This is a genomic window from Herbaspirillum huttiense (genome assembly GCF_047300815.1).
GTDB lineage: Bacteria > Pseudomonadota > Gammaproteobacteria > Burkholderiales > Burkholderiaceae_D > Herbaspirillum > Herbaspirillum huttiense_A.
The window spans coordinates 2981640-3000896 of the sequence record NZ_CP178608.1; the positions used below are offsets into that span (position 1 = coordinate 2981640).

At 64.9% G+C, this 19257-nt stretch carries 20 protein-coding genes; 9 read left to right on the top strand and 11 right to left on the bottom strand.

The features are described from left to right. The first annotated feature begins 57 nt into the window (after positions 1-57). On the top strand, positions 58-1173 hold the full coding sequence (locus ACLRDN_RS13725; protein WP_413456730.1) for a hypothetical protein: 1116 nt from the start codon (positions 58-60) through the stop codon (positions 1171-1173). Positions 1174-1175: 2 nt separating this feature from the next. Further along, complete coding sequence (locus ACLRDN_RS13730; RefSeq protein ID WP_413456731.1) at positions 1176-3044, top strand: peptide transporter; 1869 nt, start codon at positions 1176-1178, stop codon at positions 3042-3044. A 4-nt stretch (positions 3045-3048) separates the two neighbouring features. Here ACLRDN_RS13730 and ACLRDN_RS13735 read toward each other — a convergent pair whose 3' ends face one another. After that, a complete protein-coding gene (locus ACLRDN_RS13735; RefSeq protein ID WP_255589659.1) occupies positions 3049-3432 on the bottom strand; it encodes a YkgJ family cysteine cluster protein in 384 nt (127 codons plus the stop codon). 320 nt (positions 3433-3752) lie between these two features. Here ACLRDN_RS13735 and ACLRDN_RS13740 point away from each other — a divergent pair, with 320 nt between their 5' ends. After that, positions 3753-4280 carry a hypothetical protein gene (locus ACLRDN_RS13740; RefSeq protein ID WP_413456732.1) on the top strand — a complete coding sequence of 176 codons (528 nt, stop codon included), beginning with the start codon at positions 3753-3755 and terminating at the stop codon, positions 4278-4280. Between the two features lie 66 nt (positions 4281-4346). Here ACLRDN_RS13740 and ACLRDN_RS13745 read toward each other — a convergent pair whose 3' ends face one another. The 3 genes from ACLRDN_RS13745 to ACLRDN_RS13755 all read right to left on the bottom strand — a co-directional run bounded on the left by ACLRDN_RS13745 (position 4347) and on the right by ACLRDN_RS13755 (position 7152). Further along, on the bottom strand, positions 4347-5363 hold the full coding sequence (locus ACLRDN_RS13745) for an ABC transporter substrate-binding protein (RefSeq protein ID WP_413456733.1): 1017 nt from the start codon (positions 5361-5363) through the stop codon (positions 4347-4349). 107 nt (positions 5364-5470) lie between these two features. Then, positions 5471-6340, bottom strand: a complete 870-nt coding sequence (locus ACLRDN_RS13750) for an ABC transporter permease (RefSeq protein WP_413456734.1) — start codon at positions 6338-6340, stop codon at positions 5471-5473. 20 nt (positions 6341-6360) lie between these two features. Continuing rightward, positions 6361-7152: an ABC transporter ATP-binding protein gene (locus tag ACLRDN_RS13755; RefSeq protein WP_034335871.1), complete on the bottom strand. Its 792-nt coding sequence runs from the start codon at positions 7150-7152 to the stop codon at positions 6361-6363. A 180-nt stretch (positions 7153-7332) separates the two neighbouring features. Between ACLRDN_RS13755 and ACLRDN_RS13760 the strand changes: the two genes are divergently transcribed. Beyond that, the gene (locus ACLRDN_RS13760) at positions 7333-8046 is read left to right on the top strand and encodes a response regulator transcription factor (RefSeq protein WP_413456735.1); all 714 of its coding nucleotides are present in this window, start codon (positions 7333-7335) and stop codon (positions 8044-8046) included. Then, a complete protein-coding gene (locus ACLRDN_RS13765; RefSeq protein ID WP_413456736.1) occupies positions 8046-9443 on the top strand; it encodes a sensor histidine kinase in 1398 nt (465 codons plus the stop codon). Before ACLRDN_RS13760 ends, ACLRDN_RS13765 begins: the two co-directional genes overlap by 1 nt. A gap of 23 nt (positions 9444-9466) precedes the next feature. On the opposite strand, the gene ACLRDN_RS13770 is transcribed toward ACLRDN_RS13765, so the two are convergent. Together ACLRDN_RS13770 and ACLRDN_RS13775 are read right to left on the bottom strand one after the other, a co-directional pair. Then, a complete protein-coding gene (locus ACLRDN_RS13770) occupies positions 9467-9907 on the bottom strand; it encodes a hypothetical protein (RefSeq protein WP_413456737.1) in 441 nt (146 codons plus the stop codon). 32 nt (positions 9908-9939) lie between these two features. After that, a complete protein-coding gene (locus tag ACLRDN_RS13775; protein ID WP_413456738.1) occupies positions 9940-11112 on the bottom strand; it encodes a methyltransferase in 1173 nt (390 codons plus the stop codon). Positions 11113-11328: 216 nt separating this feature from the next. Here ACLRDN_RS13775 and ACLRDN_RS13780 point away from each other — a divergent pair, with 216 nt between their 5' ends. After that, positions 11329-11616 carry a hypothetical protein gene (locus ACLRDN_RS13780; protein ID WP_413456739.1) on the top strand — a complete coding sequence of 96 codons (288 nt, stop codon included), beginning with the start codon at positions 11329-11331 and terminating at the stop codon, positions 11614-11616. Between the two features lie 98 nt (positions 11617-11714). Here ACLRDN_RS13780 and ACLRDN_RS13785 read toward each other — a convergent pair whose 3' ends face one another. The 3 genes from ACLRDN_RS13785 to ACLRDN_RS13795 all read right to left on the bottom strand — a co-directional run bounded on the left by ACLRDN_RS13785 (position 11715) and on the right by ACLRDN_RS13795 (position 14000). Next, positions 11715-12593 carry a pirin family protein gene (locus tag ACLRDN_RS13785; protein WP_413456740.1) on the bottom strand — a complete coding sequence of 293 codons (879 nt, stop codon included), beginning with the start codon at positions 12591-12593 and terminating at the stop codon, positions 11715-11717. Positions 12594-12659: 66 nt separating this feature from the next. After that, a complete protein-coding gene (locus tag ACLRDN_RS13790) occupies positions 12660-13520 on the bottom strand; it encodes a pirin family protein (protein ID WP_413456741.1) in 861 nt (286 codons plus the stop codon). Between the two features lie 84 nt (positions 13521-13604). After that, complete coding sequence (locus tag ACLRDN_RS13795; protein WP_413456742.1) at positions 13605-14000, bottom strand: DoxX family protein; 396 nt, start codon at positions 13998-14000, stop codon at positions 13605-13607. A gap of 253 nt (positions 14001-14253) precedes the next feature. On the opposite strand from ACLRDN_RS13795, the gene ACLRDN_RS13800 reads away from it, so the two are divergent. From ACLRDN_RS13800 to ACLRDN_RS13810, 3 genes are all read left to right on the top strand, one after another. Next, complete coding sequence (locus ACLRDN_RS13800; protein WP_413456743.1) at positions 14254-15189, top strand: LysR family transcriptional regulator; 936 nt, start codon at positions 14254-14256, stop codon at positions 15187-15189. 178 nt (positions 15190-15367) lie between these two features. Further along, positions 15368-15664, top strand: a complete 297-nt coding sequence (locus ACLRDN_RS13805; RefSeq protein ID WP_413456744.1) for a helix-turn-helix transcriptional regulator — start codon at positions 15368-15370, stop codon at positions 15662-15664. Beyond that, a complete protein-coding gene (locus tag ACLRDN_RS13810; RefSeq protein ID WP_413460397.1) occupies positions 15658-16968 on the top strand; it encodes a HipA domain-containing protein in 1311 nt (436 codons plus the stop codon). The genes ACLRDN_RS13805 and ACLRDN_RS13810 overlap by 7 nt, the downstream gene beginning before the upstream one ends. 3 nt (positions 16969-16971) lie before the next feature. Here the strand turns inward: ACLRDN_RS13810 and ACLRDN_RS13815 are convergent, their stop codons facing one another. Both ACLRDN_RS13815 and ACLRDN_RS13820 read right to left on the bottom strand, forming a co-directional pair. Continuing rightward, the gene (locus tag ACLRDN_RS13815; protein ID WP_413456745.1) at positions 16972-17985 is read right to left on the bottom strand and encodes a GlxA family transcriptional regulator; all 1014 of its coding nucleotides are present in this window, start codon (positions 17983-17985) and stop codon (positions 16972-16974) included. 9 nt (positions 17986-17994) lie between these two features. Further along, the gene (locus tag ACLRDN_RS13820; RefSeq protein WP_413456746.1) at positions 17995-19236 is read right to left on the bottom strand and encodes an MFS transporter; all 1242 of its coding nucleotides are present in this window, start codon (positions 19234-19236) and stop codon (positions 17995-17997) included. Positions 19237-19257 lie beyond the last annotated feature (21 nt).

Sequence of the window (19257 nt, forward strand, 5' to 3'; positions counted from 1 at the left end):
TATATTCTGGCGATATGCATTCGCATGCAAGCCTGCACTTGAACCTATGGCACGCCAATGGCCCGTCTACCCTCTTTCACCGCCCTGCTGCTCGCCGCAGCCCTGTTTCTGCCGTCGACGACGGTCCCCGCCCAATCCACGACCCCACCCTCGCGCCAGGCGTTGACCATCGGCGCCGTCCCCTATGCCATGGCCGTCTTTGCCAACGCTGATCTGGGCCAGTTGCCCAGCCACGTGGTGCGCGCGGTCATCATCGTGCATGGGGTCAAGCGCAATGCCGACGCTTACTTTGCCCTCGGAGAAGACCTGCTGCAGCGGGCACAATTGACGCCAGGCAATACCCTGCTGCTGGCGCCGAATTTCATGGCGCACAAGGATCCCGGCATCTTGCCCGGCATGCCGGTCTGGGGCGGCGATGCGTGGATGCAGGGGGAGGCCTCGATCCGGGGCGTCAAGGGGGTTACCAGCTTTGCGGCCATGGACGACCTGCTGCGCTGGCTGGCGGACCCACGGCGCTTTCCCGACCTGCGCGAGATCGTGCTGATCGGGCACTCCGCCGGTGCCCAGCTGATGCAGCGCCATGCACTGATGAGCCCGGTGCCGGAAATCTTGCAGCAGGCGGGGCTCCATCTGCGCTACGTGCTTTCCAGTCCCTCGTCCTACCTCTACCTGAGCCCGGAACGTCCGCAGGGCGCAGGCCTGGCCATCCCGGCCACGGGCGCCTGTGCCGGTTACGATGATTACCGTTATGGACTGGGCCAGGCGCCGGACTACCTGGCACGGCAGCATCTGGACGCACGCCAGCTCTTTGTCCGCTATGCGGGCCGCGACGTACGCTACCTGGTGGGCGGGCGCGATGTTGATCCGGCGCATCGTTACCTTGACCGATCCTGCGCGGCCGCCCTGCAGGGACCGACGCGGCTGGCGCGGCAACTGGCCTATCTGGACGACGAACAGTTCCTGGCCAAGCGGTGGCAAGTCCAGGTGCAGCACCCGCAACAGGTGATTCCGGATGCCGCCCATGGCGCCTCCAGGCTTTACCGCTCGCCGCTGGCGCTGGCCATGATCTTCCCTGCCCTGGCGCAGAACCGCGCCGGCCCTTGCCAAATCACTGGCAGTGCGGCGGCAGAGACGGCACAATGCCCGCAGTCCAAGCCCGAGAATGAGAAATAACGATGACGGCACGCCAAGACGATATTTTCTCCCTGGAAAACTTCGAGTACCTTTGCTACGCACGCCAGCAGGAGCCGGCCGCGCGCGAGCTGGTGCGCCTGCTGCAGCTGATCGATCGCCAGTACGGCCAGCTGAGCGGCAAGTTTTCCCTGCAGGTCTCGCCGGCAGTGACCCAGGCCGAGCTGGAACAGCACATGCTGACCCGCGTCACCAGCGCCATCTCGGCCTTGCTCTCGGATCCGGGCTTTCATCTCAGTCCCAACGGTTTCGGGCAACTGATCAACTTCCAGCGCTGGCTCTCCGCGCTCTTTGGCGCCAGCCACTTCATCAATGCCGATCACATCCTGCGCTCGCTCAACTTCGGCGGCCCGCAGTCGGAGGTGTTCGAGGTCAAGCCGCTGGACCTGGTGAAGTTCTGCCTGCTCTATTCCCCCGAGTCGGAACTGGTGCTGGACGTGGAAGCGCTGTGGGCGCAGAACAAGCCTCTGGCCGCCGCCCTGTTCCTGGCCCTGATGTCGCCGCGCTTTCTCGGCACACCGGCGGCACACTCCAAGCGCGAAGCACTGCTGCAGTGGCTGCCGGACCGGCTGCATGAACTGGAGTCGCTGGATGGCTTGCCGGTCGGGGTGCTGCACGACGTGTACATGCATTGCAGCTACGCCGACCTGCCGCAGCGCCATCGCATCAAGGGCGCCATCAACCAGCTGCTGCAGAAGAAGCTGCATGCCGAAGGCCTGCACGACCTGGCGCAAACGGGTGAGGCGCGGGTCGATGGCAAGCCGGTCATGCTGGTGCTGCTGGAATGGTTTTCGGGCGGGCATTCGATCTATCGCACCCACTCCAAGACCTTGGAAGCCGCGCGCCGCCATTTCCACGTGGTCGCCATGGGCTATGCGGCCAATACGGATGAACTGGGCCGGGCCGTCTTCGATGAATTCATCACGCTGGAGCAGCCGGCCGACCTGATGGCCAGCCTGCGCACCGTGCGCGAGATTGCCCGGGCGCGCCGGCCGCGGGTGTTCTACATGCCCAGCGTGGGCATGTTCCCCATCACCATGTTTGCCGCCAACCTGCGCGTGGCGCCGCTGCAGGTGGCCGCGCTCGGGCATCCTGCGACCACGCATTCGCCCTGCATCGACTACATCAGCGTGGAGGACGATTTCGTCGGCGACCCGGCCTGCTTCAGCGAACAGCTGCTGCGCCTGCCAGCCGACGGCCAGCCCTATCGTCCCACCGCCATTCCCTTTGCCGTGCCGCGCCTGGAGCGGCCCGACCAGCCGGTGGTGAACGTGGCCATTGCCGCCACCACCATGAAGCTGAACCCGCGCTTCCTGTCGGCGTGCCAGCGCATCGTGGAGCTGGCGGCGCAGGAACCTGACGGCCGCGCACGCCAAGTGCGCCTGCACTTTCTGGTGGGGCAGGCGCAGGGGCTGCTCTATCCGCAGCTGCATCGGCTGATCCTGCGTTACGTGCCGGGTGCGCAGGTCTATCCGCACCAGCCTTACCAGCAGTACCTGTCGATCTTCAACCGGTGCGACATGTTTCTCTCGCCCCTGCCCTTCGGCAATACCAACGGCATCATCGACGCCTTCACCGTGGGCCTGCCCGGCATCTGCAAGACCGGGCCGGAAGTGTTCGAACATATCGATGAAGGGCTGTTTCGCCGCGTGGGCTTGCCCGACTGGACCATCGCCGCCACGCTGGACGATTACATCCTGGCGGCCGTGCGCCTGGCCACCGACTATGCGGCACGCAGCGCGCTTTATGCGTTGCTGGCCGATCCCAAGGCCATGCAGACCCTTTTCGAGGGCCGACCCGAATCACTGGGGGATGCGCTGGCTGCGCTCTGCAGCCAAGCGCCACCAGGCTGAGGTTTCAGGCGGGCAGCACGGGCGCCGCCTGCTCCGGCGGCAATGCCGCCAGCACCGGCAAGCCCAAGGCCTGGCGCCGTTGCTGGCATTCGGGATTGGGCTGGCCGTCCGCCTCCCAGGGTGAGAATTCGCGGCAGGTGCTGGGGCGCTGCGCATAGATGCGGCAACCCACACCTGGCCGTCCCAGTTCCCCCACCAGCGCGATGCAGCGGCCATGGCCGTGTTCGGTCCCCTTCATGCAGGCCAGCGTGTCGTTGACCTTGCTGGTCAGCTCCACCGGCACCATGCCACCCAGGCCATCGCTGAGTTCACCACAGTAGAAGGACACGCGGAAGTGCGCGCAGCAGCCGCCACAGGCGGTGCAGGGGTTGTCGGGCGAATCGGCCATGTCGGTGAAGAGGCGGTCTTCATCGATGATCCAGTGGAGGGCGGTATTGAGGGACATGCAGAAGACACAGAGAGATCGATGGCAATGTTTGAATCCTAGCTGGCCATTATCTGATGTTTGCAAGGAGAGCGCACAACGCTCTGGCTACGTTGCAGACAACTTGGCCCGCCCAGCCCGGCTGGAGACGAAGGCCCCTGCCGCTCGCAGGCCGCCGAAAGCTTGCCGCTTGGCAAGTCACCCGGCGCAGGTATAATGTTTCCCCGGAAAAATATTATTCGAATAGGGACCCGGTCCCACCTCATCAAACTCAGGGGAAATCCATGACTGCATCACGTTCGCGCAGCTTGCTGCTGTCGCTTGGCCTATTGGCAATCTCGGCGCTTTCCGGATGCGCCGGCATCGGCACGCAATTCAGGCCAGTGGCAGAACCCACGGAGGGAGCGCGAGCCCGATTGAGGGTCATTGGCGGCGGGGCCTTCATCAAGGCGGTGCCCGGCAAGAGCTGCATCGACTGGAGCTCACCCGGTGCGGGCACCGTGATCGGCGGGATCGTCGGCAGCAACGGCTATCGCGGACGATCTCTGGGGATGCCCGATGCCCCGGCCAAGATGGATGAAGCTGCGGAGCTGACGGTTGCCGCTGGCCAGCCCTTTACCTTGGCACTGGTCACCGGAAGCGAATCGTCGCTGTCCTGCTTCATCGCGGGCAGCTTCGTGCCCGAAGCCGGAAAGGATTACGAGGCCCGCATGCAGCTGGACGTGCGCAACAAGATGTGCACGATGCGATTGGTCGAGCTCGGCGCCAACTATCACCCGCTGCCGGTACAGCGGGCCAATTCCTGCGACTGATCCTGCACGGCAAGCAGGAGCGTGCGGACCCTGGCAGACTGCCGGCTCCGCACCCGGGCTCACCCGTCAGCTTCCCTTGCGCTCCTTGAACACCGGCACGAACATGTCATGCCACACCGCCGGCTTGGTCTTGATGGTGCCGGCTTTGCTCATGAAGATCACGTATTGCATGATGTCCACCGGCGTGCTCGTGAACTCGGTGCCCGGGTCCGCCAGCATCTGCTCCACTTCTTCCTGGGGCAGCTTGAGCTTGGAGACGCGCAGGAAGATCTCGGCCGCACCCTTGCGGTTCTTGGCGATGTAGGCATTGGCCTCTTCCTGCGCCGCCATGAAGGCCTGGGTCAGCTTGGGATTCTTGTCGGTGAAGGACTTGAGCGCAAAGACCACGTCGATGGTGATGTGGCCCAGCACGTCGGTGGAATTGAGCACGCGGGTGACGCCTGGCGCCTTGGCTTCCTGGTAGGAGAACGGCGGCGAAGTGAAGTGCGCCGTGATCTCGGTCTTGCCCGAGACCAGGGACGCCATCGCTTCCGGATGCGACAGGCTCACCGTCAACGGGTCCAGCTTGGCGTAGTTCTCGATGCCGAAGGTCTTGGCGGCCGCCATCTGCAACAGCACGGCCGACAGCGAGGTCTTGATGCCGGGGATGGCGATCTTGTCCTTGGGCGTAAAGTCTTTCAGCGACTTGACGTTGGGGTTGTTGGTATTGAGCCAGAGCGGCGAAGTCGACAGTGCGCCCAGTCCCACCACTTCCGAACGCGGAATGCCATGCGCCTTGGACCACAGCGTCACGAAACCCGGCGCGCCGGTGCCGGCGATGTCGAGGTTGCCGGCCAGCATGGCGTCATTGATGACGTTGCCGCCGTCGAGCAGCACCCACTTGGTCTTGACCTCGCCCAGGCCCATGGCCTTGGCGTGCTTTTCCACGAGGTTCTGGTCGCGGATCACCATCAGCGGCAGGTACAGCAAGCCATAGCCGTGCGAGATGCGCACTTCCTGCGCTTCGGCGCGGGCGGTGCCGGATACGGCGGACAGCGCCAGGGCGCTGGCCATCATGAGGCTGGTAAAGGTACGTCGTTGCATGCTTGTCTCCTGAAGGTCGTCAGTTTATCGGTCTTGTATGGATCGTTGTGTCTTGATGTATGGCTTGCCAGGACCTTGTATGCGTACAAGGTCCACGGCCCCGCAGCTCAGTGCTGCATGCCCCAGCGGCGGATGGTGCGCTTCTCGATCTGGGCGAAGATCAGGTTCTCCACCACCAGGCCGATGATGATCACGAAGAACAGGCCCGAGAAGACATTGGCCGTTTCCAGCTGGTTGCGGTTTTCGAAGATGTACCAACCCAGGCCGCCCGCTCCCGAGGAGACGCCGAAGACCAGCTCGGCTGCGATCAGCGTACGCCAGGCGAAGGCCCAGCCCACCTTGAGGCCGGTGAGGATGCTGGGGAAAGCGGCCGGGATCAGGATCGATTTCACCAGCGAGAAGCGGCGCAAGCCATAGTTCTGGCCGACCATGCGCAGCGTGTTGGACACCGCCCGGAAGCCGCCATGCGTATTGAGCGCCACCGCCCACAGCACCGAGTGCACCAGCACGAAGATGATGCTGCCGGTACCGAGTCCGAACCAGATCAGCGCCAGCGGCAACAGCGCAATGGCCGGCAGCGGGTTGAACATCGAGGTCAGCGTTTCCAGCAGGTCATTGCCGATGCGCGAGCTGATGGCCACAGTCGTCAGCAGCCCGGCCAGCAGGATGCCCAGGCCATAGCCGACCAGCAGCGTCTGCATCGACACGGCCGCACGCTGCAGCAGCACGCCGCTGCCGATGCCGGAAAGGAAGGCTTGCACCGTCTCGCTGAAGCTGGGGAAGAGCAAGGCATTGTCCAGCCAGCGGCCATAGACTTCCCAGATCAGGGCGAGTACCAGCAGGATCACGGTCTTGCGCAGCCAGCCCATGCGATACAGGGACTCGAAGGCCGACAGCGGCCGCTGCACTTCGGCAGAGGCATCGGGATTGGGGTCCACCAGGATTTCCGGACGGACGAAGGGCAGATTGGTTTGCATGATGAGGTCTCCGGCGCGGCTCAGTGATGAGCGAACAGCATGTCGTTGATGCGGGTTTCCAGTTCGGCCTGGGCAGCCGTTCCCAGCTGGCCGGGGTCGATGCTGTTGAGTTCGGCGCGAACCTGGCCCGGGTGCGGGGTGAGCAGCAGGATGCGGGTGCCCACGCGGATCGCTTCTTCGATCGAGTGGGTCACGAAGAGCACCGTGAACTGGGTGTCGTCCCACAGGCGCAGCAGTTCATCCTGCATCTTGCGGCGGGTCAGTGCATCCAGCGCGGCGAAGGGTTCGTCCATGAGCAGCACGTCCGGCTCCATGGCCATGCCACGGGCAATGGAGACGCGCTGCTTCATGCCGCCCGAGAGCATGTGCGGATAGCTGTCGATGAACTTGGCCAGGCCGACCTTGCTGATGTAGTACTCGGCGCGCTCGGCGGCAGCCTTGCCTTGCAGGCGGCCACTGGCGTGCAGTGCGAACTCCACGTTCTGGCGCACCGTCTTCCAGGGCAGCAGCTGGTCGAATTCCTGGAACACCATCATGCGGTCCGGACCGGGCTCATGCACTTCCCGCCCCTTGAGACGAATCGCCCCAGAGGTCGGCTGCAGGTAGCCGCCGATGGCCTTCAACAGCGTCGATTTGCCGCAGCCTGAGGGGCCCAGCAGGATGTAGCGGTCGCCCGGATGGACGTTGAAACTGACGTTCTGGGTAGCGGTGACCAGTGAATCGGTGGTCTTGTATTGCAGGGTAACGCGGTCGATTTCCAACAGCGGACGCGATGGGTCGAGGATAGCCGCAGCTTGGGCAGGGTCGCTCATGCCAGTCTCCAAATGATTTATAAGAATTATTGATGCTGGAACGGATGCTAGGCCGCCAAGCTGTAACGAATCTGACTAAATCCTGACGTCTTTTTTTCGCGAGGGGTTCGGGCATACAATGGCGCCCTGCCCAAGCAGCGTCCAACAGCTGCGGCATCGGAAAACAACACTGGAGATCCCATGCGCATCCTGCTGGTCGAAGACACTGCCGACGTGGCCGAGGCCATCGTTTCCCACCTGGCCCGCATCGGCCACACCGTCGAATGGGAAAGCCACGGCGGCCACGCCGCGCGCCGCCTGGGCGAGGCCTTCGACCTGCTGATCCTGGACGTGATGCTGCCGCAAACCGATGGCTTCGCCCTGCTGGAGCAATTGCGCGCCCGCGGCCAGCACACGCCGGTGCTCATGCTCACCGCCTGCGGCGAGATCGAAGAGCGCGTGCGCGCACTCGACTTGGGCGCGGACGATTACCTGGTCAAGCCCTTCGACTTCCGTGAACTGGACGCGCGCATTCGTGTGCTCCTGCGCCGGAGCGGCGGCGAATCGACCAACCTGCTGCACTGTGCCAACCTGTGCATCGACCGCAAGAGCCGCACCGCCACGCTGGACGGCCAGCCCATCGAGCTGACCCGGCGCGAGGTGACGCTGCTGGAAATCATTGCCGCACGGCCGGGGCGCATCTTTAACAAGGATGAGCTGATGGATCGCCTTTTCACCGTCGACGACACCCCCAACGCCAACACGGTCGAGCAATACGTGGCGCGCCTGCGCAAGAAACTGGCCGCCGCCGCCTTCGAAATCCGCACCCTGCGCGGCCTCGGTTATCAGCTGGTATTGCACGCCCCGGCCGCTGGTGAGCCTTCCGCGTCCACCCCGGCCGGCGCCCTGCACTGATGCTGGGCCGCTCGCCGCACGTCGTCGCCGGGCGCTCGCTCTACACGCGGCTGGTGGTGCGCGTGGGCGCGGTGCTGCTGGTGAGCGCCGCCGTACTGCTCATCGCCATCTGGATCTCGACCCAGCTGGCCGCACGCCAGGCCTATGACCGCATCCTGGCCGGCAGTGCCTTGCAGATCGCCGAGAACACCTGGTACGACCACGGCGAAGTCAATGTCGATGTGCCGCTGGCGGCGCTGTCGATGCTGGGCACCGGGGACCATGCGATCTATGCGGTCTTCGATCCGCGCGGACGGGTGATTGCGGGCGATGCCGAATTCCGTCCGGAGATTCCCTGGAGCGAGCTGGAACAAGGCCCGCTGCTGAGGGATGGGGACTATCTCGGTACGCCCGTGCGCATGGCCATCATCGGCCGCCGCATGCCCGTCGACAGCCCTCATCCCTGGGCGGTCATCGTGCTGGCGCAGACCAACAATGCACGCATGTCCTTTGCGCAAAGCCTGGGCGGCAAGGCGCTGGTGGTGATCGTGGCCATGAGCGCGCTGACGATTTTGGCAGCAATGTTCACCCTGTACCAGGCACTGGCGCCGTTGAAGCGCATCGAGGCGGCCATCCGTGAGCGGGACCTGAACGATCTTTCCCCCCTGTCGTTAACCGTGCCTGCCGAGACCCATGCGCTGGTCTCGGCCATCAATGCCTTCATGGAGAGGCTGGTGGTCCACCGCGCCACCATGCGCCGCGTGATCGGCGACGCCGCGCATCAGTTGCGTACGCCCGTCACCGCCCTGGTGGCGCAGATGGAGTTGCTGGCCACCGAGCCCAGCGAAGAGAAGCGCCAGCGCCACCTGGCCCTGCTGCGCGAACGCACGCGCCACCTGGGCGCGCTGGTGAACCAGCTCATCAATCACGCCATGGTCCAGCATCGCAATGACAGCCGCCTGCAGGAACGCATCGATCTGGCCGACCTGGTGCGCTCGCAGATGACGGAAGTGCTGTCCAATCGCGCGCGCACGCCGCACGACCTGGCGCTGGATGTGCCGCCCCTGCCCTGCCTGATTCAGGGCGACCCGATTGCGCTGGGCGAGGCCATCAAGAACATCCTCGACAACGCCCTGCAATACGGCGCGCCGGGGCTGTTGCATGTGCGGCTGGACAGCGATGGCCAGCGCCATCGCCTCAGCTTCATTGATGACGGACCAGGGATTGCGGCCGAGGATTGGGAGCGATTGCGCAAGCCCTTCGCCCCGCGCGGCGAGAACCGCATGGGGGCGAGCCTGGGCTTGTCCATCGTGGAAGAAGTCATGCGCGCGCATGCGGGCGAGATGCGCTTTGCCTATCTGCCCGACGGGCATTTTGCGGTCCTGCTGGATTTCCCGGCCTGGCAGGAGCCAGCCTGAAGCCCTGCGCGCGGATCAGCGCCCTATTTCCATTCCAGGATCGCATTGCGGCGATCCAGCCAATGTACCTTCACACTGCCCGGTGCCACCTTGCGTGCCGCGCAGGCACTGGCCGCCAGCGCGAAGGAGGCGTCGTAGTAACGCCCGCTGGCCGACGAGCGCAGGGGCGTCTGCGGCGCATTGCGGGCGATCCAGTCGGCCGCATTGGTGCGCAGGAAGATCATGCAGGCGCTGCCGCTGGTCTCGGCCACCTGGCAGGCGCAGCTGTTGCCGGAGGTGGTGATGGGTTCGCTCAGTGGCGGGTTGCGGTTCAGCGCATCCGGCACCGGGACAGGGACCGGTATCGGAACGGGGACGCCCTGCTGCGGACCGTAATGGCCGCCCAGGTCGCGGGTGGTCACCTGGGCCGTGGCCGGCAGGAGCAGCACGCCCAGCAGCAGCGGCAGGCATCGGATCATGTTCATGGATGGTGTCTCCTTGCTGGCATGAGGTGCGTTCAGGCGCGGGCGCGCAGGCGATACAGGCTGGTGGTTTCCTTGCTGCGCGCCGCATGCAGCGGATCATCGCGATCAATCGCCTTGCCATGGCGCGGCTTGATGTCGTGCCGTGCCACCACTTCCAGACCGGCCTGGGCAATCGCCTCGGCCAGCATGCCGGGTGCGCGCAAACCCAGGTGTTCGGCGAAGTCCGAGAGGATCAGCCAGCCTTCGCCCTGTGGTGTGAGGTGCTCGGCCAGCCCCTTCAGGAAGCCCAGCAGCATGCGGCTGTCCGGATCGTAGACCGCATGTTCGATGGGTGAGCTGGGACGCGCCGGCAGCCAGGGCGGATTGCAGACGATCAGCGGCGCGCGTCCCGGCGGGAACAGGTCGGTCTCCTGCAAGTCCACCTGCGGCAAGACACCCAGCCCTTGCAGGTTCTCGCGTGCGCAGGCCAGCGCGCGCGGGTCCATGTCGGTGGCAATGATCTTGCGCACGCCGCGCTGCGCCAGCACGGCGGAGAGCACGCCACTACCCACGCCGATGTCAAAGGCCAGTTCGGTCGATGGCAGCGGCGCCTTGGCCACCAGGTCCACGTATTCGCCACGCACCGGCGAGAAAACGCCATACCACGGGTGGATGCGGCCACCCAGCGCGCCGATCTCCACGCCCTTCTTGCGCCACTCGTGCGCACCGATCAGCCCCTGCAGCTCGCGCAGCGAGACCGCAAAGGATGTGCCCTGCAGCGCCGGTGCATAGGCGTCGCGGCAGGCGGCTTGCACGTCCGGCGCACGGCGCAGCGGCACCACGAAACCGGGCTCGACGGGAATGAGCAGCATGCCCAGGATGCGCGCGCGCTGCGCCTGCATCTGGCGATGATGATGGAAGGCCTGTGCCGGACTCTCGGCGGTGGCGGGTTTGGATTGGCTCTTGGCCTGGGCGCGCTCGCGGGCGCGGTCCACTCGTCGGCCCAGGGCTTGCAACAGCTGGCGTGCATTCTGGAAGTCGCCGCGCCAGAGCAGGCCGCTACCCTCGCAGGCCAGCTTGTAGGCGGCATCGGCGGCCATCTGGTCGTCCGCCTCGACGACGCGCTTGGGGGGCGCATTGCCAGCCTCGGAATGCCAGCGCAGCTGATGTGAAGTGGCACCGGTGGTCCAGGTGATGAAAGCGGGAGTATCGTCGTGTGAGGTCATGAATCAGGGGATCAGCGAGCGCGGCGCAGGAAGCGCCGCGCAAAAACAGCCGCCAGTGTAACAAAGCATGGCCGCCGCGCATCGCTGCCGGAACTTGTGCCCCGTGTGCGCACCCAAACAGCAGAACTTGATGCCGGGCAAAAACCCGGTGCTTTTTTTGCCGGCCCGGGCGCGATGCGCCTATGATGGAGCCGGTCCATCACCGAAGGAGAATCCATGAGCGAGCCCATGCAAACCCCAGCGTTCGACCACCAGCGCCTGCTGGACATGGTCGGCCAGTTCGAGGCGGAATTGCAGAAACTGCCCGCTGGTAGTACCGAAGCCGACCAGCTGCGCGACGACATCGCCCGTCTGCGCCAGCACCTGAGCCAACCGCAGCCGCATGCGGGACAGGTCGGCGATACCTGGCACTCCCTGCGCCGAGCCGCCGACAGCCTGGAAAACCAGGTGCTCAAAGACAGCCCCTACATCACCGAGATGGGGCGCATCATCGGGCTGATCTGATTGGTCTGCGCATGAACGGCTGCAACGGCCGATAAAAAAAACCGCCTGTCGCAGCAATGCCGCAGGCGGTTTTTTGGTTGTCGTACTTCGGGCGCTGATCAATGCGCCGGCAGCGGGATCCACTCAGTCTCGCCGGGAATATCCGGGAACACGTTTTTGTCACGTCCATTCCACGCCAGCTTGGCCGCTTCGATCTTCTCGCGCGAGGTCGCCACGAAATTCCACCAGACGAAGCGCGGACCATCCAGCGGTGCGCCGCCCAGGATCATGAAGACCGTTTCTCCCACGGCCTTGAGCGCAACCGCCGCACCCGGGGCCAGAATGGCCAGCGTACCTGGCTCCATGCGCTCGCCGTCCAGCGTCACCTCACCGCGTACCACGTAGACCGCCCGCTCCTGCACCTCGGCAGCAATCTCCAGTTCGGCGCCTTGCGTGGTGCTGCCCGCCACATACAGCGTCGGGCTGGCCGTGGCCACCGGCGAGCTCACGCCGAAAGCCGATCCCGCCAGCACATGCAGACGGGCGCCGCCCACTTGCGCCTCAGGCATGTCCTCCGAGGCGTAATGACGGAACAGCGGGTCGCTGTCTTCCTGCTCGGCCGGCAGGGCCACCCACATCTGCAGGCCATGCACCGGCACTTTCTGCTCGCGGATGTCGTCGGGGATGCGCTCGGAATGGACGATGCCGCGTCCCGAGGCCATCCAGTTGACCGCCCCCGGGGTGATGCGCTGGACCACGCCCAGGCTGTCACGGTGCATCATGGCGCCCGAGAACAGGTAAGTCACGGTGGCCAGGCCGATGTGGGGATGCGGACGGACATCGCCTTCGGTCGTGCCGGCATCGAATTCCACCGGTCCCATATGATCGAAAAAGACGAAGGGACCGACCGTGCGTGCAGCCGCCGCCGGCAGCAGGCGCCGGACCGGGAAACCGATGTCGCGGGTCAGGCCGTGGATCTGGTGAAGAATGTTGCTCATGGTGCTCTCCTGGTGCGGCGGGCCTGGAAGGCGGCCCGCCTGCTGGGGTTCATAGGGTAGGTGTGCTCAGAAACGGCCGGCGCGGAAATCGTCGATGGCGGCTTCCACCTGTTCGCGGGTATTCATCACGAACGGGCCCCACTGGGCAATCGGCTCATTCAAAGGCTTGCCGGCAATCAGCAGGAAGCGGCTGCCCTGCTCGGCCCGAACGGTCACCCCGGCCGAACCGACGGCGTTGGAGAGCACGGCCATGCGGCCAGCCTCGGCGGTGCGGGTCTCGCTGCCTGCGGCGCCTACGGCCAGCTTGCCTTCGTAGACATACAGGAAGGCATTGTGCGTGGCCGGGATTGGCAGGTCCAGCGTCACGCCGGATTCGAGCTTCAGGTCCAGATACAGCGGCTCGGTGGTCTCGCGGCTGATGGCGCCTGCCACGCCAAAGGCGGTGCCGGCCAATACGCGGACCTTCACGCCCGGTTGCGGCTCGGTCTCGGGGATGCCCGCCGAGGGGATGTCCTGATAGCCGGGATCGGTCATCTTGTCCTTGCCCGCCAGGTTCACCCACAGCTGGAAGCCGCTCATGAGGCCGTTTTCCTGTTCCGGCAACTCCGAATGGACGAGACCGCGGCCGGCGGTCATCCACTGCATGCCGCCCGGTTCCAGCAAGCCTTCGTTACCGGCATTGTCGCGGTGGCGCATACGGCCGGCCAGCATGTAGGTCACGGTTTCAAAACCGCGGTGCGGGTGGTCGGGGAAACCGGCCAGGTAATCGCTGGGCTCATCCGAGTGGAAGGCGTCGAGCATGAGGAACGGGTCCAGGCGGCGCTGCAGGTCGTGGGTCAGCACGCGGGTAAGGCTCACGCCGGCGCCATCCTGGGTAGGGATGCCGTTGACCAGGCGTTCGATTTGACGGGTGTAGGGGGTGCTCATGCTTGTTTCTCCTGAAGAGGCCCGCACTTCGTGGGTGCGGGCCGGTGAATCATGGTCGATGGATGCGCAAGGACGCTATCGGGCTTAACGGCTTTCTTCCGGCTGGGCTTGGGGGTCGATCGAGGACACCAGCAGCAGCGCGCCGATCAGGGCGACATTCTTGAGGAAGTGAATCATCTGGCCTTGGGCGGCAGCGCCTTCGAGCGTCCAGAAATGGTGGGCCGACAGGGTCGCGCCGACGGTGAAGAGCGCAATCACCAGCGACACCGGACGCACGCCACGGCCGCTCATGAGCAGCAGGCCGCCGCCGACTTCGACCAGGATGGTGACCAGCACGGCCAGGGTCGGGACCGGCAGGCCCAGGCTATCGAAGTAGCCGACGGTGCCGGCAAAGCCGACGATCTTGAAGATGCCCGAAATGACGAACAAGGAAGCCAGCAGAACGCGGCCGATACGGAAGGTAGTGAAGTTGGTGATCATGGTAAGCCTCTCTGTGTTTGGGTGAACGACGATGTTTGAATTGTGATGCCGTGTTGCCTTGAATCTGTTGTTGCCTGATGCCAATCATCTAACCGGCTCTCGCTGTGCTCTGCTGTTGGTGGCATTCGCTGCAGCCAGTGACGACAGAATAGGCAAGTTCGATGTCTGCTAAAACTGATTATCTTTTTATAATCATGATCTGAATTTTAGATATAGTTGGCACTTCATCACTTCACTGCACCTTGAGGGCAATATGAATATTGAGCGCCTGTCGCTGGATCAGTTGCGGGTTTTCGTGCAGGTGGCCGACAGCGGCAGTTTCCTGGCGGCCGCACGCAAGCTGGCGCGGGCGCAATCGGCCGTCAGTTACGCCGTGGCGACACTGGAAGACCAGCTTGGTGTGCTGCTGTTCGACCGCAGTGGCTACCGGCCACAGCTGACCAGTCCCGGCGTGGCACTGCTGGCCGATGCGCGGCAGGTGCTCGATCACGTCGATTCGCTGCAGGTGCGGGCCAATTCCTATGCGCGCGGGCAGGAGCTGGAAGTATCGCTGGCCGTGGATGTGTTCTTCCCTACCGATTGCCTGGTGGACCTGTTGCAGCGTTTTCGCCAGGCTTTTCCGGCGGTGACGGTGCGGCTGGAAGTCGAAGCGCTGGGGGCGGTGGCCGAGCGCGTCATTGATGGACGCTCGATGCTGGGCATCCTGGGGACGTTGCCCACCACGCCGCCCAACCTGCTGCGCATTACGCTGCCCAGCGTGCAACTGGTGGCGGTGGTGTCACCGGACCATCCGCTGGCCAAGGTAAAGGGAAGGATTTCCGAAAAGCTCCTGCAGCAGCAAACCCAGCTGGTGCTGTCGGACCGCAGCGAGCTCACTGCGCGCCAGGATTTCTCGGTGCACTCGCGGCTGACCTGGCGCATGAGTGATCTGGGCACCAAACACGCCCTGCTGCGTGCCGGCATGGGCTGGGGCAACATGCCGCTGCACGTCGTCAGGAGTGACCTGGACAGCGGCCGGCTGGTGAGCATCAGTACCATCCACCATCCGCCGCAAGGGGCGGAACTGCCGATCCAGTGCGTCTACAAACCCGACCATCCGGCGGGCCCCGCCCTGTCGTGGTGGCTGGATTCGCTGGCGGCATTGACTGCGTTGACGCCGTCGTCGCCAGGCGACCCGTCGGCAACATGAATACAAGCCAAAGCAGATAATGTCAATTTATAGGATTTGAACGATAAATACCAAAAACAAGACATTTCTTATATTGTAGTTTTATCGCTTTTGCCCTATATTTTCCTCTACAGCCGCACAGCCCGGCCCTCCGCTATGCACACCGGTGCTGCTGCATTATTGCCCCGAGGAAATTTCCATGGCCAACGATTTTCCCATCAGCCTCTCCATCCAGTTGCGCGAGCATCTGCGTGCCTTGCGCAAGCAGCAGCACATGACCCAGGCGCAACTGGGCGAACGCATCGGCATCAGCCAGGCGCGCATTGCCGAGATCGAAGCCAATCCGGGCGCCGTCAGCGTGGAGCAGATGCTGCTGCTCCTGTCGACGCTGGGGGCTGGTCTCAAGCTGCATGTCCATGCGGCCGACAAGCCGATCCACGGCGTCGCTGAGCCGGGGGGAGCCTTCATCCCCGCCCGCAAACAGGGCTCCTGGTAATGCTGCATGCCTGGATGAACGGTGAGCTGGTCGGCACCTGGAGCGTGGAACGCCAGGTGCACCGCTTCCGCTATGCGCCAACGTGGGTGCGCTCCTCGCATTTCCGTCCGCTCTCTCTGTCCCTGCCGCTGACCGCCTCGGGCGAGCTGCGTGGCGACAGCGTGCGCAACTACTTCGACAACCTGCTCCCCGACAACGCCGATATTCGGGAACGGCTGCGGCAGCGCTATCGTCTGCCCTCCACCGATGTCTTCGACCTGTTGCAGGCCCTGGGACGCGACTGTGTGGGCGCCCTGCAACTGCTGCCACCGAATCAGGAACCGCAAGGCTGGCGCAGCATCCACTGCGAGCGCCTGGATGAAGCGATGCTCGAACAGTTGCTGTATGCCCTGCCCTTGTCCTCACCCCCGGCCAGCGCCCAGGAAGATGCGCTGCGCATCTCGATCGCAGGTGCACAGGAAAAGACGGCACTGACCTGGCATCGCGGCAAATGGTGCCGTCCCCTCGGTGCCACGCCGACCACGCACATCATCAAGCTACCGCTGGGCCTCATCGGTGGCGTGATGCAGCGGGTCGATGCGGGGGACTCGGTCTACAACGAATGGCTGTGCTCGCGCATACTGGCAGCGATGGGTCTGCCGGTGGCTCCGGCACGGGTGGAACATTTCGGGCGTCATACGGTGCTGGCGGTGGAGCGTTTCGACCGCGTCAGGATGAAGGAAGGGTGGATCGCCCGCCTGCCGCAGGAAGATTTCTGCCAGGCCTTCGGCCTGCCACCGACGATGAAGTATGAAAGCCAGGGCGGGCCCGGCCTGAACCAGTGCCTGGGCCTGCTCAACGCCAGCAGCCGGGGCGGCGACAAGACGTATTTCCTGCTGGCGCAACTGGCCTTCTTCCTGCTGGCGGCCACCGACGGCCATGCCAAGAATTTCTCGCTGCACCTGCATGCGGGCGGCCGTTACGAGATGACGCCGCTATATGACGTGCTGTCAATGTGGCCCTACTTCGGCAAAGGCCCGAATCAGTTCCGCGCACGGCAGGCGGGTCCGGCCATGCTGCTGCGCGGACGCAATCCGCATCGCCACTTCCATACCATCGAAGCCCGCCACTGGCGGCAACTGGCCTTGCAAAACGGCGGGGAACCGGTGTGGCAAGCCATGCTGGCGCTGGTACAAGGCGCGGAGAATGCCCTGGCGGTGGCCGAAGGCGAACTGCCGGATGACTTCCCGGCCCGCACCTGGGAGCGCATCAGTGAAGGAGTCCGCCACCACCAGCAGCGTTTCCTGCGGGGTGCAGGCCAGTAGCGGTCACAAGGCTGCAAAACGCTCGCGGTATTGCCCCGGACTCACCCCCAGCTGGCGCAGGAAGACCCGCCGCAGGTTCTGTTCTTCCCCATAGCCGGACTGGCTGGCGATGCGCTTGAGCGGCAGGCGGGTTTCTTCCAAAGCGCGGCGCGCCGCTTCCAGGCGCATCAGCTCGACCGTGCGCGCCGGCGTGCGGCCGGTCTCGGCCACGTACAGCCGCGCGAAGGTTCGCGGACTCATGTTGGCCTGGCGCGCCAGGTTCTCCACCCGCAAATCCGCTTCCAGATTGCCGGCGATCCAGGCATGCAGTTCGGCAAAGCGCCCCGCCCCGCTCGCCTGCGAGGCCAGCGGCGTGCTGAATTGCGATTGTCCGCCCGGCCGCTTGATGAACATCACCAGCTGGCGGGCCGTCGCAATGGCGGCGGCGTGCCCCAGGTCCTGTTCGACCAGCGCCAGTGTCAGGTCGATACCGGCGGTCACGCCCGCCGAGGTCCAGATGCGGCCCTGGCGGATGTAGATGGGCTCGCCATCCACTTCCAGGGCGGGATAACGCTGCTGCAAGTCTTGCGCCGAGTCCCAGTGCGTCGTCACCCGCAAGCCGTCCAGCACGCCCGCCTCGGCCAGATGGAAAGCGCCGGTGCAGACCGAACAGACGCGCTGGGCCAGCGGCGCGGCCTGGCGGATCCACGCTACCAGGGCGGTATCGATGCAAAAGTCCTCACCCACGCTGCCGCCGGGCGAAATCAAGGTGTGCAGTTCCTCCGCGCACAGCAGCGCATCCAGCGCAGAGAGGGCCAGCGTGAACACCGGCAGGCCGGCGCTGGTGGTCACCGCCCCGCCCTCTGCCGAGGCCACATGGAGGCGATAGACTTCACGGCCCTGCAGCCGGTTGGTGGTCGCCAGCACCTGCATGGGGCCGGCAAGATCCAGCAGGTTCATGCCGGCGTAAGCCAGCAGCACCACATTGCGCGGGGCCGGTGTGGCCTGCGCGGCAAGCTCGGGGGTCATTGGAATCATCCTCCGATGTTAGCGCAGGCCCGCTGCCAGCGCCGTGCCCGCAGCACGCTGGGCCCACATCCAGCGCAGCGTGACCAGCGCCGACCCCAGCAGCACCGGCAGGATGGCCGCATTGAGCGTTTCCCAGCCGAAGCGGGCCAGCAAGGGACCGGCACCCAGCGTAGCCAGGGCTGTGGCGGCATAGCGCATCAGCTCGGCCAGCCCCTGGGTCTTGGCGCGCTCCGAAGGGGTATAGGATTGCGCCAGCAAGGTAGTGCCACCGACGAACATGAAATTCCACCCCACGCCCAAGAGCAGCAAGGCCACGTAGAAAGCGGGCAGCGTGGTCGAGAGCATGGCAATGACGGCGCAGCCGAGGTTCATGCCCAGCCCTGCCAGCAGCACCGGCCCCAGGCCGAAGCGCTGGATCAGGCGCCCTGCAAAGAAAGAGGGCGCGTACATGCCCATCAGGTGCCACTGGATGATGGCCGCGCCATCATCGATGCCGTGATGGCAGGCCACCGCCGCCAGGGGTGCGGCCGTCATGATGAACATCATCACCATGGACCCGGCCACGTTGTTGGCGACCGAAGCCATGAACACCGGCGTACGCGCAATGGCCGACAGCGGGCGCGCGGGTGCGAGCTCGGATGGCGATTGCGCAACGGCTACCGGTTCGGCCTGATCCCAATAGAACAGCACCAGTACCGCCACCGACAACAACCCCATGAGCGCCACCACCAGATAGGCCCCGGCAAACAGTGCCGCCGGAAACCAGTCCTTGCTCCAGGCCGCCAGCGCCGGGCCGACCAGGGCGGCGATGACGCCCCCGGCCAGCACGGTGGAAATGGCACGGCTCTTGGCCGCTTCAGCGACCGCATCGGCAGCGGCCAAGCGGTAATACTGCGCAAACGCCTGAAATACACCGACCAGCGCCGTGCCAACGCAAAAGGTCCAGAACTGCCCATGCCAGACCGACCACACCGAAATGAGCCCGCCGACACAGCAACTTGCGGCGCCCAGCACGAAAGACCAGCGGCGGCCCACGCGCTGGATCAGGAAAGCCGCAAACCAGGTCACCACCGCACCGGCCACCGTGATGAGGGCGAATGGCAAGGTCGCCAGCGCCTTGTCTGGCGCAAGCTGCCAGCCGGTCAGCGCGGTCAGGGTCAGGTCGATTGAGATGGCGCAGGTGAACAGGCCCTGGCACAACGCCAGGATAGCGGCATTGCGGCTACCGCCACGGGAAGGGGCAGGCAAGGAGAAGCGCATGGATTTGCTCCGAAGGGTCAA

Excerpts from the sequence above, each read along its gene's own strand:
- ACLRDN_RS13725 (WP_413456730.1), top strand. The coding sequence starts at position 58 with ATGGCCCGTCTACCCTCTTTCACCGCCCTGCTGCTCGCCGCAGCCCTG.
- ACLRDN_RS13730 (WP_413456731.1), top strand. The coding sequence starts at position 1,176 with ATGACGGCACGCCAAGACGATATTTTCTCCCTGGAAAACTTCGAGTAC.
- ACLRDN_RS13735 (WP_255589659.1), bottom strand. The coding sequence starts at position 3,432 with ATGGCCGATTCGCCCGACAACCCCTGCACCGCCTGTGGCGGCTGCTGC.
- ACLRDN_RS13740 (WP_413456732.1), top strand. The coding sequence starts at position 3,753 with ATGACTGCATCACGTTCGCGCAGCTTGCTGCTGTCGCTTGGCCTATTG.
- ACLRDN_RS13745 (WP_413456733.1), bottom strand. The coding sequence starts at position 5,363 with ATGCAACGACGTACCTTTACCAGCCTCATGATGGCCAGCGCCCTGGCG.
- ACLRDN_RS13750 (WP_413456734.1), bottom strand. The coding sequence starts at position 6,340 with ATGCAAACCAATCTGCCCTTCGTCCGTCCGGAAATCCTGGTGGACCCC.
- ACLRDN_RS13755 (WP_034335871.1), bottom strand. The coding sequence starts at position 7,152 with ATGAGCGACCCTGCCCAAGCTGCGGCTATCCTCGACCCATCGCGTCCG.
- ACLRDN_RS13760 (WP_413456735.1), top strand. The coding sequence starts at position 7,333 with ATGCGCATCCTGCTGGTCGAAGACACTGCCGACGTGGCCGAGGCCATC.
- ACLRDN_RS13765 (WP_413456736.1), top strand. The coding sequence starts at position 8,046 with ATGCTGGGCCGCTCGCCGCACGTCGTCGCCGGGCGCTCGCTCTACACG.
- ACLRDN_RS13770 (WP_413456737.1), bottom strand. The coding sequence starts at position 9,907 with ATGAACATGATCCGATGCCTGCCGCTGCTGCTGGGCGTGCTGCTCCTG.
- ACLRDN_RS13775 (WP_413456738.1), bottom strand. The coding sequence starts at position 11,112 with ATGACCTCACACGACGATACTCCCGCTTTCATCACCTGGACCACCGGT.
- ACLRDN_RS13780 (WP_413456739.1), top strand. The coding sequence starts at position 11,329 with ATGAGCGAGCCCATGCAAACCCCAGCGTTCGACCACCAGCGCCTGCTG.
- ACLRDN_RS13785 (WP_413456740.1), bottom strand. The coding sequence starts at position 12,593 with ATGAGCAACATTCTTCACCAGATCCACGGCCTGACCCGCGACATCGGT.
- ACLRDN_RS13790 (WP_413456741.1), bottom strand. The coding sequence starts at position 13,520 with ATGAGCACCCCCTACACCCGTCAAATCGAACGCCTGGTCAACGGCATC.
- ACLRDN_RS13795 (WP_413456742.1), bottom strand. The coding sequence starts at position 14,000 with ATGATCACCAACTTCACTACCTTCCGTATCGGCCGCGTTCTGCTGGCT.
- ACLRDN_RS13800 (WP_413456743.1), top strand. The coding sequence starts at position 14,254 with ATGAATATTGAGCGCCTGTCGCTGGATCAGTTGCGGGTTTTCGTGCAG.
- ACLRDN_RS13805 (WP_413456744.1), top strand. The coding sequence starts at position 15,368 with ATGGCCAACGATTTTCCCATCAGCCTCTCCATCCAGTTGCGCGAGCAT.
- ACLRDN_RS13815 (WP_413456745.1), bottom strand. The coding sequence starts at position 17,985 with ATGATTCCAATGACCCCCGAGCTTGCCGCGCAGGCCACACCGGCCCCG.
- ACLRDN_RS13820 (WP_413456746.1), bottom strand. The coding sequence starts at position 19,236 with ATGCGCTTCTCCTTGCCTGCCCCTTCCCGTGGCGGTAGCCGCAATGCC.